This is a genomic window from Simkania sp. (assembly GCF_965215465.1).
Lineage (GTDB): Bacteria > Chlamydiota > Chlamydiia > Chlamydiales > Simkaniaceae > Simkania.
On the sequence record NZ_OZ244056.1, the window covers coordinates 2,052,475 to 2,069,371 of the forward strand.

The 16,897-nt window shown below is 43.9% G+C and carries 13 protein-coding genes, 1 tRNA gene and 1 pseudogene; 5 read left to right on the top strand and 10 right to left on the bottom strand.

Annotated features, from left to right (window positions below; all coding sequences use genetic code 11):
- Nucleotides 1-182: 182 nt before the first annotated feature.
- On the top strand, nucleotides 183-455 hold the full coding sequence (locus ACOOFG_RS09615; RefSeq protein WP_420421255.1) for a hypothetical protein: 273 nt from the start codon (nucleotides 183-185) through the stop codon (nucleotides 453-455).
- On the opposite strand, the gene gnd is transcribed toward ACOOFG_RS09615, so the two are convergent.
- Nucleotides 452-1,906 carry a decarboxylating NADP(+)-dependent phosphogluconate dehydrogenase gene (gene gnd / locus ACOOFG_RS09620; protein ID WP_420421256.1) on the bottom strand — a complete coding sequence of 485 codons (1,455 nt, stop codon included), beginning with the start codon at nucleotides 1,904-1,906 and terminating at the stop codon, nucleotides 452-454. The genes ACOOFG_RS09615 and gnd overlap by 4 nt on opposite strands.
- Nucleotides 1,907-1,960: 54 nt before the next feature.
- Here gnd and ACOOFG_RS09625 point away from each other — a divergent pair.
- Nucleotides 1,961-2,034 (top strand) — tRNA-Arg (locus ACOOFG_RS09625).
- Between the two features lie 215 nt (nucleotides 2,035-2,249).
- On the opposite strand, the gene ACOOFG_RS09630 is transcribed toward ACOOFG_RS09625, so the two are convergent.
- A complete protein-coding gene (locus tag ACOOFG_RS09630) occupies nucleotides 2,250-3,404 on the bottom strand; it encodes an NADAR family protein (RefSeq protein ID WP_420421257.1) in 1,155 nt (384 codons plus the stop codon).
- 188 nt (nucleotides 3,405-3,592) lie between these two features.
- On the opposite strand from ACOOFG_RS09630, the gene ACOOFG_RS09635 reads away from it, so the two are divergent.
- Nucleotides 3,593-6,871: a hypothetical protein gene (locus ACOOFG_RS09635; RefSeq protein WP_420421258.1), complete on the top strand. Its 3,279-nt coding sequence runs from the start codon at nucleotides 3,593-3,595 to the stop codon at nucleotides 6,869-6,871.
- 2 nt (nucleotides 6,872-6,873) lie between these two features.
- On the opposite strand, the gene ACOOFG_RS09640 is transcribed toward ACOOFG_RS09635, so the two are convergent.
- The 6 genes and pseudogenes from ACOOFG_RS09640 to ACOOFG_RS09665 form a co-directional block, all read right to left on the bottom strand.
- Complete coding sequence (locus ACOOFG_RS09640) at nucleotides 6,874-7,548, bottom strand: N-acetylmuramoyl-L-alanine amidase family protein (protein WP_420422686.1); 675 nt, start codon at nucleotides 7,546-7,548, stop codon at nucleotides 6,874-6,876.
- A gap of 40 nt (nucleotides 7,549-7,588) precedes the next feature.
- Nucleotides 7,589-9,109 carry a UDP-N-acetylmuramoyl-L-alanyl-D-glutamate--2,6-diaminopimelate ligase gene (locus ACOOFG_RS09645; protein WP_420421259.1) on the bottom strand — a complete coding sequence of 507 codons (1,521 nt, stop codon included), beginning with the start codon at nucleotides 9,107-9,109 and terminating at the stop codon, nucleotides 7,589-7,591.
- Nucleotides 9,033-11,018: a peptidoglycan D,D-transpeptidase FtsI family protein gene (locus ACOOFG_RS09650; protein ID WP_420421260.1), complete on the bottom strand. Its 1,986-nt coding sequence runs from the start codon at nucleotides 11,016-11,018 to the stop codon at nucleotides 9,033-9,035. The genes ACOOFG_RS09645 and ACOOFG_RS09650 overlap by 77 nt, the downstream gene beginning before the upstream one ends.
- A gap of 2 nt (nucleotides 11,019-11,020) precedes the next feature.
- Nucleotides 11,021-11,296: an FtsL-like putative cell division protein gene (locus ACOOFG_RS09655; protein WP_420421261.1), complete on the bottom strand. Its 276-nt coding sequence runs from the start codon at nucleotides 11,294-11,296 to the stop codon at nucleotides 11,021-11,023.
- Between the two features lie 15 nt (nucleotides 11,297-11,311).
- Nucleotides 11,312-12,228, bottom strand: a pseudogene (gene rsmH / locus ACOOFG_RS09660) (16S rRNA (cytosine(1402)-N(4))-methyltransferase RsmH).
- Entirely contained in the window at nucleotides 12,228-12,743 is a 516-nt protein-coding gene (locus tag ACOOFG_RS09665; RefSeq protein WP_420421262.1) for a division/cell wall cluster transcriptional repressor MraZ, read from the bottom strand. The pseudogene rsmH and the gene ACOOFG_RS09665 overlap by 1 nt, the downstream one beginning before the upstream one ends.
- A gap of 267 nt (nucleotides 12,744-13,010) precedes the next feature.
- Here ACOOFG_RS09665 and ACOOFG_RS09670 point away from each other — a divergent pair, with 267 nt between their 5' ends.
- Entirely contained in the window at nucleotides 13,011-13,529 is a 519-nt protein-coding gene (locus ACOOFG_RS09670; RefSeq protein ID WP_420421263.1) for a DUF5399 family protein, read from the top strand.
- A 1-nt stretch (nucleotide 13,530) separates the two neighbouring features.
- Entirely contained in the window at nucleotides 13,531-13,926 is a 396-nt protein-coding gene (locus ACOOFG_RS09675) for a tetratricopeptide repeat protein (RefSeq protein ID WP_420421264.1), read from the top strand.
- Here the strand turns inward: ACOOFG_RS09675 and ACOOFG_RS09680 are convergent.
- Complete coding sequence (locus ACOOFG_RS09680) at nucleotides 13,923-14,903, bottom strand: protein-tyrosine phosphatase family protein (protein WP_420421265.1); 981 nt, start codon at nucleotides 14,901-14,903, stop codon at nucleotides 13,923-13,925. The genes ACOOFG_RS09675 and ACOOFG_RS09680 overlap by 4 nt on opposite strands.
- Before the next feature lie 171 nt (nucleotides 14,904-15,074).
- Entirely contained in the window at nucleotides 15,075-16,790 is a 1,716-nt protein-coding gene (locus tag ACOOFG_RS09685; RefSeq protein ID WP_420421266.1) for a glycosyltransferase family A protein, read from the bottom strand.
- Between the last annotated feature and the right edge of the window lie 107 nt (nucleotides 16,791-16,897).

Genomic DNA, 16,897 nt, shown 5'->3' on the forward strand with positions numbered 1-16,897 from the left:
AAAGCTCGAAAATTTAAGAGAACTCTCTCCTGAAAATATGCAAAAAAAAACAGAGTTCAGGTTATTAAAAATCAAAAGGTTCTAAGAAATTTTTCTTTTCTGTAATAGATCTCTAGCCGAATAAATCCTCTCAGTTTTAAAATGAAATTATAGAAAAGATAACACATCCATGGGGGAAGTCCATGCAACAAGAACCTAATCATAAACAAGCAATGGAAATGCTCAACTCGACTCTCCGCGAAATGAAGGGAGAGCTCGGCGAAATCGATGGAATGTCGCTTAAAGGGCCTAAAAAGAAAATGGCCAAGCACATGCACGAGATTTATGAGGAAATCAGTGATCTCATCGAAAAGTACGAAAATTCACATGAACATGATGACCTCAATCATGCTTTTAGGCAGATTGAGATCCTCAAGCCGGCATTTGTTCTGAACTACAACGAAATCTTACGTTAAGCGTTGTAAGTCGTTGAACTGACGTCGCCACCTGTTCCTGTCCAATTAGTATGGAAGAACTGACCTCTAGGTTGGTCTATCCGCTCGTACGTGTGTGCTCCAAAGAAATCCCGTTGTGCCTGTAGCAGGTTAGCAGGCAAACGGCTCGAGCGATAGCCATCAAAGAAAGAAAGTGAAGTACTAAAGCAGGGAGCGGGAACGCCAAACTCAGCTGCATGGCTGACAACGCGACGCCAACCCTCCTCGGCTTTGAGAATTTCTCCTTTAAAGAAATCATCTAAAAGCAGGCTTTCGAGATTGGGATTCTTATCGAAAGCCTGTTTGATTTTACCCAAAAAGCGACTTCGAATGATACAACCCCCTCTCCACATGAGGGCAATCGATCCATAATTGAGATTCCAACCCATTTCACCAGCTGCTGCACGCATGAGCATAAACCCTTGAACATAACTTACAATTTTTGAAGCATAAAGGGCTTGGCGGATATCCTCGATCATTTGATCTTTATCCCCAAAAAAGTTCTTGTCCGGTTCTTTAAAGTGCTTGCTGACTTCGACTCGCTGATCCTTAAGAGCAGAAAGACACCGTGCAAAAACAGCCTCACCGATAAGAGTCACAGGCATCCCAAGGTCTAAGGCACTGATTCCAGTCCACTTCCCAGTCCCTTTCTGTCCTGCAACATCGAGAATTTTTTCAACCAGCGGCGCTCCATCATCGTCTCGATAATCAAAGATTTGACTTGTGATTTCAATGAGATAGCTATTGAGCTCCCCTTCATTCCACTTAGCAAAGATCTTACCGAGTTCCTCTGCTTTAATTCCTAGCTTTGATGAGAGAAGTTGGTAAGCTTCACAAATGATCTGCATATCCCCGTATTCAATCCCATTATGGACCATCTTGACGTAATGTCCAGCACCTCCTTCTCCGACCCAGTCACAGCAAGGATCGCCCTCTTCAGACTTTGCAGCAATAGCTTGAAAAATGGGCTTGACCTCAGGCCATGCATCGGGATTTCCTCCTGGCATAATTGAAGGGCCGTGCCTGGCTCCTTCTTCTCCACCAGAAATTCCTGTTCCCATGAACAAGATCCCTTTTTCCTTGAGCATCTGGTACCGTCTTTCACTGTCGGGATAGTGGCTATTCCCTCCATCAATGATGATATCCCCTTTTTCAAGGAGTGGAGCCACTTCATTAATCATGTCATCAACAGAGCTTCCTGCTCGAATCATGAACATGACTTTTCTCGGACGCTTGAGAGCTTTGACAAACTCTTTCAAGCTGTGAGACCCAATGACCTGAGTTCCTTTTGCCGGACCATTTAAAAAGTCATCAACTTTTGAAGTTGTACGGTTGTAAACAACGACCTTGAAACCATGATCATTCATATTGAGAACAAGGTTTTGGCCCATCACCGCAAGACCAATTAGTCCAATATCTGCATTCTCGCTCATTCTACCTCCAACAGCTTGAGATAATACTGCCCATAACTTAAACTTTCAGATTTTGTCCTCGTAGCTCAGCTGGATAGAGCAATTGCCTCCTAAGCAATAGGTTGCGCGTTCAAATCGCGCCGAGGACATTTTTTTCTTTATAACCTGGTTCTGGGTTTATTTCACCCATTCCCTGGGATTTTTCTCTTTCTGCCCAGATTTTTTGCCTTGAAAAGGACCATTTGGCCCTTCCCTTCGGCAAAAATTCAGAGAATTTAAGTGAACTCTCTCCTGAGAATAAGCAAGCTAAACCCAGAACTCAGGTTTATAGTCGATTAGACATAAAATTTCAAAAAACAGAAACTTAATTGCGAAAATAATTGCGAAGATACATGAGAATCCAGCCTTGACGGTTACGATTCATTGGAACGCCATCTGCATCAACGAGTTTTGAAGTGCCATCTCGATAAGAAATTCCCCAAATATCATGACGATCGTTTCTTTGAACAAGAGGAACGTTCTCTGTTGCAATCAAAAGATCCCGATACTCTTTATGTTGGGCAAAAAAAGCAAAATTCGCATGCAGGGCAACATAGAAAGACTCTTGCTCCCAGTCAGAACCTCGAAGATCCACAGCGTATTCGGGTTTTGCTACTTCTCTCAAAAGACCTTGAGTAGTTGAAAAAGAACCTTCAGCACATTTGATTAAAGTGTGCGCCCGCGATCCTTCTTTAAATCGCCTTGCTTGAATGTAATGCTCGCGACTCGCCCATTCAATTCCTTCACACATGAATGATTTACTAAATGTATTAGAAAAACACCCATAAAAGACTTGCTGTTGATTTCGGCCCGTCCTTTGAATGCCCTGATGACGTGCGTTACCCAGATTCAAACGAATATCTGAATAACAGTAGAAAAACTCTATCACATCCTCTGTATTGAGCTTTGAAGGAAGCGATTTGTAACTAAAAATCCCCGACTCTTCCTCATCCGCTTCTTGAAGTTCTAGAAATTTCCCTTTTTCATTCCACGTCTCTCTTAGCTGCTTGATCAAAGAACCCTGAGGAACATACGAAACGTATGCAGGTTTTGCGATCCAATCTTGATCAGATGGAGGTTCGGGCAAGGGAATGATCACTGGCCTTGGGCCTGGAAAAAATCTTTCTACAAAACCCCAAGTTCGCTCTTCGTGTACACTCAGGCAAAGCCAGCTGATAGCAGCATAAGCACCCGCATGTAAAATATTTTCAAAGGCTTTTTTACAAGCGAGCTCGAACAAATAAATCCCTACGAAAAGCGCTGTCGAAGGCAATGAACAAACAAAACCTAAACTTGTAACAGCTGGTAACGAAAAGCCTGCTTGATAGCAGAGAAAAAATTTCATTGCCACTAGAGATAACCGAATGACAATTTTCTTTTCTTTTGCTTCCATTTGTAATGATCTAGATTTGGGATCAACAGACCAAATTTTAGCTAAATCATCAAAGGGCTTTGGTAGATAAGAGATTGCACCACTCATCACCCTCTCCAAAAAATTAAATCAGTGCTATTTTACGCAATCTTAACTTTTTTTGTCTCCAACTCTCCCTTTTTCCTACGGAGAAAAAGAAGTTTAAAAAAATTTTTTACTTTGTTTTTTTAGATTTGATCTTTTTTTACATTGTATTTACAATTTCTTATTTTAAAATTTACACGGGGTTGCAAAACATGGGCGCGATCGAAGACTTCAAAAATCAATTTTCACTTCAAGATTTGGGCATCAGCACTGCATTAGGAGCTGTTAGTGGAGTGATCATTTCTAAAGCACTTGGAATTCCCTTTTCACAAACTTTTGTTTCTGGGGCATTTTTAGGAACAGCTTCTTACATCACCGATTTAGTTCCCGAAGAGCATATGTCTCCTATGCGTTCCACCTTATTTACAGTTCTCACGTTAGGACTCGCTGTCTTTGCACTGACAAAAGCCAAAACAAGGTTTCCAAGCAATATTCTTGTCCGACTCCTCCCTCCAGACGTGAAGCCTCTTGTTTGCGTTGCTGCATTAAATACCGTTGGAAAAACAATGATCATCTACTTTCCTGTGGTCTTCCCTGGATTTAGAACAGCACCAACGCTTCCCAAGGGGCTCAAAGACCTTTTTGATCTCCCTACTCGAGACGTACGCGCTTGTCACAACTACTTTGATGGAAATACTGATGCTTTCACCGATTTGCCCGTCAAAACTCAAGTTGCACTAAACCACGCGTTCGAATCTGCAAGCCTCACCCCTTTCACAGCAACACCTTTTACTGCTTCAACTTTCGATGACTGGGAAAAAGAAGACCTCCGCATGATGCGTGAGCGCGAAATCAGTATGGGCTCTGTCACAACTGCATTTGAGCAGAGATGTTATGCAGAAGAACTCGAACCCCCAAAAGTTGTCTCTGTAACTTTTGCCATTCCCGCAACAGCTGGAGAAATCTCAGGCCTTAAAAAACCTCAACTGAAGTGGTTCAAAGCCTTGTTCGATTCACACCCTGCGAAGTGGGATGAACTCAGCCCTGCAAAACAATTTGCTTTCTGCAAATTCGATGAATTTATTGGTCTTGTCGTTCGCCGCCCTGAAACGGTTGTAGAAGTTACAGAACTCGATAAGCAAGGAGTGAGACTTTTCCATCCGGATTACAAAAGTAGTGATTACACACCAGAAGTCGGTTTAGCTCTTGTCAAAAGGTTTTCTCAGTATGGGTTAAAACTCCCAGAAAATATCCAAGCTCAACTTGCAAAACTCCCCGATGTCGCATCTGCCGCTGCAGTTGGGACACTGCCGGAATCTGAGGTTGCTCTTTATGAACTTCTATTCAGTCAAAACCCTGCTAGATGGGACTCCCTTGATACAACCATTCGCTGGGCTTTCCGAGCAAAACCAGGAACATGGCCTCTGATGGGTCACCCTTCAAAAATAGGAGAAATTCAAGGCTTGACTCCAGATCTCATTAGATACTTCCATAGTAGCTTCAATATTGAACAAACTCCAAAGCCTTCCATCCGCGAAGCATGGTATCTCAGATTTTATGAATGCGATTTAGCCCCAACCCCTGAAATGGCTCAAGACTGTGCTAAAATCTTTAGTGCCTCAAATAATCAGACCCCCTTTAAGAATTTTGGCAATGTAGGCGAGATTCAAGCTCTTTCAGCTCAAAAACTCAAATGGTTTGAGCAAACTTATCGCCACTTCCGCGCAGCCTGGATTGCATTGCCTCTTAATTACCAAACTCAATTCAGAAAAAAAGCATCCAGCGAACTGTCTTTCCCAACTTTCACCTATCCGATCTCAGTAGATCGTGTTGAGAGTCTCGATGCCGATGGTGCCGAAGCATTTAAAGAGGCTTTTCAAATGCAGATTATGTGGTCAAAAAAAGGCCGAGGCATGCTTTCTTGGGGCGCCGACCCACTTGATGATCAAAACCCAAGTCTTTTTAGCTTATCTGATCATCAGCGGATTCAAATTTTAGAGGCCCTTGGAAAAAAACTTCCATCTCCACTCCCAACTGAATTTGATCTTTACATTAAGCCCCCCACTGATCCAGTGGAGATCAGAGGTCTTGATAAAGATAAGCTGCAGCACTGGGCGAGATACTTCAGCAATAACGTTGAAAAATGGAATGCGCTCCCCTTAACTCTCCAAATCGCTTATTACCAACAAGCAGAAGACGTACATGTCGCGGTTACTGACTTTCCCGCTTTCTTTATCAGAAATCCTGAATTAAAAGAGTTAGTCGAAAAAGGAAATTTTGCTCATGCTCCAACTGATGCAACACCACCCACACTACCAGCAGACAACGTGCACTACCATGGAATTCAGCAGCTTTGGAAAAGAGGCATGTTTGAACTAGTCATGTGGGTCCGATGGCCTCGAGAAACACAAGTTCTTCTACAAACTGCTTTTGCCAATCTCACCTTTGCTCATAACAACGCCCTAGTAGGAGGTGCTATTCCTCCGCATCCAAATGCACATGGAAACGTTGCTGGAATTGCTGAGAATTTAGCTAAAGTGTACCACGAAAACTTTTATGCTTCAGCCTTCGACGGCGCAGATCTTGACAATTTCTTGCAAGCCTTCATCGCTAAGTTCCAAGAAAACTTACCCACTCATAAAGTACTGGGCCTTGGCTCAGTCTTACTTCAAAAAATTGATCTTGAGCATATGACAGATGCAGATAGAAATTGGGCCCAAAGAATTCTTGCACATGCTGGTTTCGTTGCTTGGAACGAACTCTCTTGTTGGCAGCAAGTTGTTTATCGTCTAGAATGCCATGGCTTTAATGGCGCAGGAATTCCTAAAGATACACATCCATATAAGGCTCCCGCATTAGGCGAAATCGATCTTTTCAATCGTGAAGAACTGGCAGAACTGCGCGATTTCTACAACACTGGCGGCCCATGGATGACGCTCAGCCCAGCCTTGCAAACTGCATTGAACGAGCGTTTTGTAAAAGAGGAGCTAGGAGCTCTTCCAACTCCTTGGACTGTTGATTACTCTTATGCTGATACAAAGCTCGTCGCAAAATCACCAAATGCAGATGCTCTACGGGATTATCTCGCTGACCATCGTGTCCATTGGGATGCTTTGGATTCTAGAACTCAAACGAAGTTGAATACAAAATTCACCAATAACATCCCACAGGATGCAAGATTTGATTTGAAGAAATACTATTGGGCTCGCTTCAGAAAAAATAGCAGCTATTCTTATCAGCGCTACTTAGAGCCCCATATAACACGACGTAATCTTATGATTGGAGGACTTGGAACCGCTTACGTTGTCACGGAACTTGCTGGCATTCCAAATGGAGTCCCTGATTTCGTCTTCAACACAGCTTGGGACATCACTTCTGGGATCGTGACAGGAACTTTCGGCTTAGGTTGGAAAGTAGTCTCAGGATTAGGAAGCGGTGTTGGATACCTGTTCTCATCTGGAGGAAATGAAACTATTCCCGATGTAACTTAGTGTTAATGGAAGTATTTATCGATGCCTTCGGCAATCCCTTGGGCAATGCGATCGAGGTACTTTTGATCGGCTAGCCGATCACGCTCTTCAGGGTGGGTGATGAACCCACCTTCAATTAAGATAGCGGGCATATTCGCTTCGCGCACCACATGAAAGTTTCCATGTTTCACTCCTCGCGACGCGGCACATGTTTGAGTCAGCAAACGGGAAAGAACGTTTTGCGCAAGCTTTTTGGAATTTGAACTGCGCCACTTTGATCCCCTATCGTAAAAATAGACTTCAATCCCCTTTGCATTCGGACTTTTGAAGGCATTGTAATGAAGACTCACGAGAATTTTACTCTTAGTATCATTTGCAATGGCTGTTCGTTTCTTAAGAGGGATAAATACATCACGACTGCGAGTGAGAATCACGCGGTAACCCATACTTGAAAGGTACCGCTTCACTAGCACGGCTGTGCGAAGCGCGAGCTCTTTTTCTTCAACATTCTGCGACTTCGCGCCAATGTCAAAGCCCCCATGACCTGGATCTAAAACAACGAGATGACCATTTCCCTTTCTAGCATTTTTTTGAGCTGCAGCTAGGGGCGTGTCCTGATCGACTTTTCCGTTATGTGAACATGCAGTCAGGAGAGGCGAAGACAGAAAAATGAAAAAAAGCGCTATACGCAGAAACATTTTAAACAATAGGTCTATCCAAAGTTTTATATCTTAGCAATCAAGGCGAATGATTACAAATTTCTCGTGCAACTTCCCGATCATCAAAGGGAATGAGCCGCCCTCCGATCTTTTGAAAAGGTTCATGCCCTCGACCTGCAATGAGGACAACATCACCAGGTTTTGCCATCTCGATTCCCTTTGCGATGGCCTTTTTGCGATCCACCTCGATAACAAGTTTTTGTGGCTCTTGAATCCCTTTTGCAGCGCCCAAGCAAATCTCCATTGGATCTTCCGAGCGAGGATTATCAGATGTGAGAATCACGTGATCTGAAAACTTTTCAACGGCTGCTGCCATTTTGGGCCGTTTGCTGGGATCTCGGTCACCTCCGCAACCAAAAATGGTGAGAATCTTTTTCTCTTTGACTTGGGTCAGTAAAGAAAGAACCTTTTCCAAAGCTTCAGCTGTATGCGCAAAATCCACAAGAAGATGAATCCCAAGATCGTTTTGAATCCGCTCTAACCTTCCAGGAATGCCTGGAAAAGTTGCCAGCCTGCGTTGGATTTGTTCAAATGACATCCCTCTTTGGTGGCAGGCAGCAATGGCCGCAAGAGTGTTGAGCACATTAAAGTCTCCAATCAACGGCATTTTAAAGCGACGCTCTTTACCTTGATAGGCAAGAGTGAAGACTGCTCCTTCAAGATTCCATTGAATCTCTTTTGCTTGATAATCTGCTGCAGACTTGATCCCAAATGTCACAGCTTTTGCATGTGAAGCCCCAAATGCTTGCAACGAAAAAGGATCATCTGCGTTGAGTACAGCGATTTTTTCTGGAGCGTCGATGAGCTTGAAAAGTTTGGCTTTTGCAGCGAGGTACTTTTCCATTGTCCCATGATAATCCAGGTGATCTTGAGAGAAGTTGGTAAAAATGCCCATGTCAAAATCCAGCCCTGTCACTCTTCCTTGCTCAAGCGCATGAGAGGTCACTTCCATCACCCCATTTTCTGCGCCTTGATCGCGCATTTCACGCAGGAATTTTTGATTGGTCACAATGTCAGCTGTTGTCAGCTCTGAAGGAATCCGATGCTGACCGATCATGGTTTCAATGGTTCCCATGAGTCCGCAGGGCGACTCTTTTCGCGTCAGTATGTGGTGGATGAGATAGGCCGTGGTGGTCTTGCCATTCGTTCCTGTAATTCCAATTAAAAAGAGTTCTTGCGAAGGATAACGAAAAAAGCGGTCTGCAATTTCAGCTTCAATTTCTTGAGGATGGGGATGAATCACCTGAACAGGCCCTTCTAAAAAGGGATTGTAGAGATCAGTTAGGATCGCCGTTGCACCTGCCGATGCAGCATCTGGAATGTACTCTGTCGCATCAAAGCTCGCCCCTTTTTTTGCGACGAAAAGATTCCCCGGAGCCACAAACTTCGAGTGGGAACACATTCCCGTCACTTCGAGATCTTTGCACCCTTTGATTTCAACATCTAATCCTTGAAAAAGCTTTTTAACGCTGATTCCATTGCCCATACAAATCCTTGAGGATTCCAACTTGCTCCATCCAATCGGCTTTCTTTGCATCATATCGGGGATCTCCTACGGGATAACCATGAGGATCATCTTCAGGAATGCCCAGATACTTAAACGTGCGATACATGATTTTGCTAAACGCAGGAGTCGCACACCTCCCACCAAAAAACGTCTTACCAATTCCAGGTAAGTATCTGTATTCAGGCTCATCAATTGCAATGAGGAGCACAAACCGAGGATTTGAGGCGGGAGCAAAACCGATGAAACTCGAAAAATGGTGTTTCTTGGAATAGATCCCATTGATGATTTTTTCGGTTGTCCCCGTCTTCCCCGCTTCTGTATAGCCAGGAATGTCAGCGCGAAATCCGCCACCCCCTGGCTTCGTGACAGATTTTAACGCATAAATCAATTCTCGGCTAATGTCCTCGTCCAAAAGCCGCTTCCTCTCCTTCAATTTGTCTTGATGGTCTAGGATAACCTGATCCCCCTTGACAATTTTTTTAATCAGTGTTGGCTGGACATCCCACCCTCCATTGGCAATGATTCCATAGGCCCGCAGCATTTGCACACTTGTCGTGAGAAGGTTATACCCAAAGGAGAGCGAGTAAGGAGTGGGAGTCGACCATTGTGGCCTCCCTGATCCATATCTCTTTTCTGGATTGGGCAACATTCCTTCAATTTCAGAGGGAAGCTCAATCTCCGTTTTTTGACCAAATCCAAACACCTCTTCCAATTGCTGACGGTACCACTGATCCCCAAGAGTTGCCACCACCCGTTGGATCAGCTTTGCGACGTAAATATTGGAAGATTTTTGAATCGCCAAATACATGTTGAGGTATTTGTGACGTCCCACATCGCGAATTGGAACTTTGCGTCCAGGAAACGCTCCATCCCAGACAGGAATCATTTCAGTCGGAGAAAAAATCGACTCTTTTCCTCTTCGCTCAAGTTCTTTGTTTGCCAAAAACGCCACTGCTACTGAAATCGGCTTCATTGTCGAACCAGGTTCGAAACAGTCCGTGATGGCATGCACTTTTGTCGCTTCAATCCGTTTCAGATCGTTGTAATAATCCCGATAATTCGAAGGCTCAAACCCTGGATATTGAGCAAGTGCGATGATTTCTCCCGTATGAGGATCCATCATCACAGCCCAGCCACTCTTTGCTCCGACTTGCCGCACAGCATGTTCGATCTCTTCTTCAGCAATGGCCTGAATATATGGTTCAACCGTTAAGTGGATGTCGGCTCCGTTTTCGGGATGGGCCACCACGACTCCGCTTTCCAAGGGTTGACGAGGAGAGCGCAGTTGCAACCGCTTTCCTGGCTTCCCGCGCAAATGCCGATCAAGTGTGAGCTCTAATCCTCCAGTTGGAAAACACTGATTTGTTTCAGGATCCCGGTCATCACGAACAGAATGCAAAACGCTGCCGAGTAATTTTCCATATGGGTAATAGCGACGGTAATCTTCTACAAAGTAGAGGGCATTGAGTGGAATTTTTTTCCACTTTGCATAGGGACGCCACCAACGTTCGATGCCACCCTTCTCTGTCTCCGTTAGCCACATTTTCAATTTACGACTGCGCGACCGCTTGAGAAACTGCTCGGGAATATAATTCTTTTCCTGCCAAGATAGAGGAAGAATGTCTTGCAGATTCTCGACGATTTCTTCGCGATAGGGCTCAGGAACAGACATGGGATCAACATAAAGGTGGTACCTTTTGACATCACAGACGAGAACTTGCGGCTCCCCCACATGGCTTTCTTTCAGCTCCGAGTTCCCAAAGAAACGGCCCCGTTTAAACGGCTCACTTATCGAAAAATGGTGTTGCTGTTTGGCCAAGCGTGACCATTTCTCTCCTTCGACAATTTGAAGGTTATAAAATTGCACGATAATGAAACAAAAGAGCAGAAGGACAAACAAAGAAAGAGTCACTAAACGACGCGAATCTTTTGAGTCCATCATCTCTACCCTTCTTCGATCTTGATCACATGAGTGGGCCCGCGCAAGTGACTGTACTCAGGCTGGCGCATTTTTTCTATGAGACTTTGGGGATTTTCGATTTTTTCGATTTGCAAAATCAGTGCGGCGTTTTCTTCTCGAAGCACTTGAACCTCTTCGGCAAGTTTCGGTATTTCGATTTTCAGTTCAGTAATATCGTTCAACTTGTCGATATACGAATAGAGCAGAAAAGCTGAAAACAAGATGCAGAGGAGTAAGCGAATGAGTAGTCGGCGGCTCACATCCCCCACCCATCTTTAGAGTTTTTCAGCAAAACGAAGCTTTGCACTTCTTGCACGAGGGTTCACATGTGCTTCTTGACGCGATGGCGTCAATGGCGATTTCGTGACAAGCTTCATCAAGGGAAGAAATGTCGTTTCCTTCATTCCTTCAATTTTCTTCAGTGGTTTGGAAGCATCGCGAAAAATGTTTTTCACAATGCGATCTTCTAAACGGTGAAAGGAAAGCGTTCCGATCAAGCCACCTGATGCAAGCATTTTAATGGCTTTGCTGACACCTTCTTGAATCGCTTCAAGCTCTCGGTTCACAAAAATGCGCAATGCTTGGAAAACAAGCGTTGCAGGATGCAATTTTTTGCGTGACTTGCGACCTGATGCAGCAATGATATCGGCAAGTTCTTTTGTCGTTTCAATTGGTTTTTTTCGGCGTGCCTCAACAACAGCGCGCGCAACGCCTCGCCAATTTTTCTCTTCACCGTATTCACGGAAAATCTCACCTAACTCTTTTTCAGAATAGGTGTTGACTACGTCCTTGACAGAAAGATTCTCGCTGCGATCCATTCGCATGTCGAGTGGTCCCTCTTTCATGAAGCTAAAGCCTCTATCTTCTTGGTCTAACTGCATCGATGACACCCCAAAGTCAAAAAAAAACCGTCTACTTCTTGTATTCCTTGCGCTGCTAAAAGCTCATCCAAGTCCCGGAAGTTCCCATGAACAAACTTCACTCTATCTTGCACCGCGGCTAAATTGTCTTTTGCTAACTCTAGTGCTCGCTCATCGCGATCACATCCAAAATACGTTTCGATTTCTGGACGCTCACTGAGCAAACCTTTAGCAAAACCTCCCGCTCCTAATGTCCCGTCAAAAAATGTTCGAATTTTTTTCTCACGAAAAAATTCTAAACTCTCTCGCAGCATTGCTGGAATGTGTCCCATCAGATTTCCTGATACTCCGCTTGCTGCTCAGGCGTTAACTTTGCCTGACTCTCATCTTCATCTAGAAGGGCAAAAGCCTCTTCCATCATTTTAGAAAGACTGTCGTCATTTCCTTCCAAGAACTCTTCAAGCTCAAGAGAATATTTCTCTTTTGGCCAGATTTCGATCTTGTTCAGCACTCCTGCCACCACAATCTCCGACTGGATTTTTGCCGCCTTGCGCAACACAGGTGGAATCACAACGCGTCCCAACTTATCGCAAGTGGAGTGGTGGAGAGTGGAAAAGAAAAGAGTAAAAAACTTTTGATAGCGTGCATCGTGTTGTTTCTTTTGAAAACGACGGACAATTTTTTCTATATCGCTACGTCTATAGATCGTCAAACAGCCACCAAGCCCGAGAGCAATGGTGAACTCCAGCTCACCATTTTCAACGAGACCATATCGCATCTGCTGCGGCAGAACGAACCGGTTCTTCTCGTCGACTTTGGTTTCTGTTGATCCTTTAAAAAAGAACATTGCGAAGTTTCACGCTTAATTTTTTTCCACTTATTTCCACATCCTATCACTGCACCCGAAATTCAGCAACATTTTTGGTAAATTTTTTCTCATTTGCAAACGTATTTTCCACCTTAAAAGACTCAACCAAAAGAAGAAACTTAAAAGTGGAAATGAGTGGAAATTGCATTTCAAGTCGCCGCTCAAATGAGATCATTTGAGTTTCAACCTCTAGTCAGAAATCGACAAAGCAGGTATATATAGGTGAAACCCTAAGATAAGGATAAAATGGCAGAACCACGTACAATAGATAACCTTGGTGTCGAAACCTCAGTTCGTTGGGCCACCGACCAAGAATTGCTCGATAAATCGATCATCCACGAAGCCCCTCGCATCTCGCAACAAACTGTTGTTGACGTCCATGCTCCTTTCTACACCAGCGAATTCGACCTCATCTTCCAAACGAAGCAACGCCACCAACAATGGGCTGCCTTTTTTGCACCTCCCGGGTATACAACTCAAAAAATGCGCATCTTCACATATCAAATCATTCCTTCTCTTGGAACCGAAGAGTTTCAACAAGCCCAAATGCAAAAAATCAAAGAGCGGTGTGACCTCAACAAAATGAAGCGCAAAGAAAACAAATCTGCCGATCAAGCTGCAGGTTATGCTTGGGAAGACGAACGTGACGAAGAAGAAGAGCAGAAAGAGTCCAAAACACTGCTTGACTTACTGGAATACATTCATGGTTTAGATTCGCTGCTGAGCGCCATCAATGCCCGCCGCAGCCAATATTCAAAAGGATAGTATGAGCAAAACAAAGTGGCTAGATTTACTGGGTTGGAGCGCAGATGAAATGGAAGACATCCGTTTCGTGGGTTACTCGTACGTTAAGCAAGGGAAGTACCAAGAAGCCCTGAAGTTTTTTGAAGCCCTCGTTGTTCTGGCAGAAGACAACCTTTACGACCTTCAAACCCTTGGCGCCCTCTACCTCGAAACAGGCAATAACCTTTCGGCACTGAACTATCTCGAAAGAGCTCTCAAGATCGACGCCGCACATGAGCCTACCTTACTCAACCGGGCCAAAGCACTTTTCTTACTGGGATACAAAAGACAGGCACTGGCGCAATCAGGCCAGCTCGAGCGTAGCTCCGATGCACACGTGGCAAATCAAGCCCGCGCACTCGCTCTTGCTTATTCTTAAAATTCACCAACAAAGCCGCTGCGCGCTTCAGCAAAAGTTCTTAATCCAGGCTCATCTACACTCTTATCATCTAGTTTTTTCATGATCGTCGACTGTTTACGCCCTGGGGCGGTTCTATCACTTTCTTTGCTCATTTTACCATATTTAATTTGATATGCCGCCTCTTCAGCACTCATGTGCTCAACTGCAATTAAATACGCTGCAATTCCCATAGCAGAACGCCCCACACCAGCGCGACAATGGACGTAAACATTCCTCTTATTTTCAATCGCGGTTTCAATTTCTAATGAAATCTTCAATACTGCATCAAATGGTAAGAGTTTATGGTCGAGGACGTCGTGTTCTTTATAATCAATCCCAACTTCAGCATATTCATCTTTTTTATAGGGACGAGAAACTCCAATATTTTCTCTTTCCCAGCGCTCATTAATTGAAATAACAGTTTCAATTCCTGCATCGCGAACAAGACGGAAAAGATCCCCATTGTTTTTATTTGGAAGAGCTCCAAGATAGATCTTCGTACCATTTTCAGCGGTAAAGACGTGGTTGTAGTTGTCTCCTCGAAAGCCCATCTGCCGTTGCCAAGCACTGAACTTAAAAGCAAACATCTGCCCAAATCCAACATCATGTTCAATAGAATCTTTGATTGTAGGGATAATTAACTGCGCAATAAGAGCGGTTGTGGCAACACAACCAAAAACAATCCATCCGACTGGATTTGAAAATAAAAAGAACGCTGCAACACTGACTACAGCTCCAAGCAATAGCGAACGAACGACTTTACCAGCCAAACTATCTCCATTGACGACTGAACTAAAAAAGTCGCCCACTTTTTCTAAAGCGCCTTGAGCCACTTCATCGACCCTGCTGTCAATTTCTAAGGCTTTTCGCTCTCTTGGATTTAATGATTCGTATTCACGCTGACGCGCCTTTGCAAGCTCTTTACTCTGAGCTGCATACATAGCACCTAAAGTCATTGCCCCGCTCCACTTTTCGGCCTAGAAAGGCCGGTTCCCTAACTACATTATAGCAAAAAATTTAATATTTTTAACAAAAAACTTTAACTATTAACTATCAATTATTTAGGACATAAGAAGGGTTTCGAGCTGAAGGGACCTCCTTCCAGCCTTTCAGCTCATCCCAATAGACTATTGAATGTTGTTGAGCTTCCTTCTCTCACGCTTAATGAGGGGGTAGTCCCCACTCTGGAGCTCATCCACTTCACAAAGAAGCGAAGGAAGGTCTATTTTGTATCCCTCATTGAACTTATTGCCCCAATCTTTCTTTTGAGTGAGAGTTTCTTCCTTTTCAAACTTCAAAGGAAGAGCCTTTTTCTCTTCATAGAAAAGGGCGACAGAATGTGAGGGAAGGAGCTTTTTCCAAAGCTGATTGAACGCTGCCAAATCCTGGACCTGATGTGAAGCTAAACCGACACCTAAAACGGCTTTGCGGCTAAGGCACATGAACGGAGACTGTTTTTGTCCCACTTCGCCAAGTTGCCATGCGTAGGTCCCATCCGTAATTTGAATGGCTTCAGGCAATGGAGTGTTTGCAACCTTTTCATCGAGGTTTAAAAAGAAATGATCCGCGTGCACTTTTTCCAATGAAGTGATGCAATCATGCAGCATGAGCTTTTGCTCAAATACAAAGTGATCGTCGGTAACAAGCACATAGGGAGCCCCATACCGTTTGTTTTCTAGAGTCTTAGTAAGAAGCGACTCAAAATCATTTCCTGGATAGTCACAAACATCCAAAAACTGAACGGTTGGAAATTCACTTTTAAGATTGAGATATGCCCGCCCAAAGGCTTGATCACGGCTTTGATAAATCACATAAATCTCATTGACATCCCGCACCTTTAAATAGAGAGACTCTAAGCAAGCGTAGAGGTGCAAGGGGCTATCCTCAGAAAAGATCAAAATATCTCCTTTTAAACGATGAGCATTTTGCACTGGGGGCGTGAGTTTGAGTTGACTTAACGTCGGGTAGGGCTTGAGAGAGCGCAAATAAGACTCTATAGCCATAAGCTGATGCAGGTGCTCTTTGTGACCCCCTTCAATTGTCGCATCATTTTTCACTAGCATAACCTCATCCATAAATAGGACGTGCTCAGGCCCCATTTCTAAAAGGGGATATAGAAATGCAAGCGAAGCTTTTTCAGCAATGAAATGGCCATTGAAGAGAAGATCTTCTAGGCGAATCTCTTTAAAATAAGCCACGGGAAATGTCACAAGTGAGGGCAAAGGAAGAGTGCCCTTTTCACGGAATTTTTTCTCTTGCAAAAACCTGTCGGAAAAAGCCTTGCCTTCGACTTGCTGATAATCGGGATGGCGGATGGCGCGACTGTAGGTCAGCCACACATCGGGGTGGGCATAGGCACAATTTAAATGATCGAGCACGTTTTCATGAGACAGCCAGTCATCTCCTTCAAGGTAGACAACAATATCTTGTGGGTTCAACTGATGAATGGCATCGTACACAACTTGCATGTCGGATTTATTTTGCTTGTGCCGGACAAGGGTCAGACGGCTTGTCTTGTTTTCCTTTTCACAAAATGTTTTAACTTTCTCTGCCGTTTGATCTGTGGAACCATTATCCAAGTAGAGGATCTGGTAGGCACCATAAGTTTGCTTGAAAATGGATTGGAGCTGCCTTTCGCATGATGCTTCGGCATTTTCTCCCAAAATAACAACAACAAAATTCTTATCTTCCTGAATCGGATGAAATGTTTGTAGATGGTTTTGAATCGCAAAAGATTCTCGGGTTTCTGTGGGCAAGCCTGCCATGGGAACAAGATGTCGCAAACTAAAGTAAGCAAAAGTAACGAAAGCAAGTGCACAAGCAAATATTAAAAATTTTTTCATGAACCTTTCTCCAAAAAATATGAGCATGAAAGATAAGGAGTGTATAGCTCTCTCATCCTTTTTTTGCAACTGTGTCTTCTTTTCTCAATATTGAATTTACTCAATTG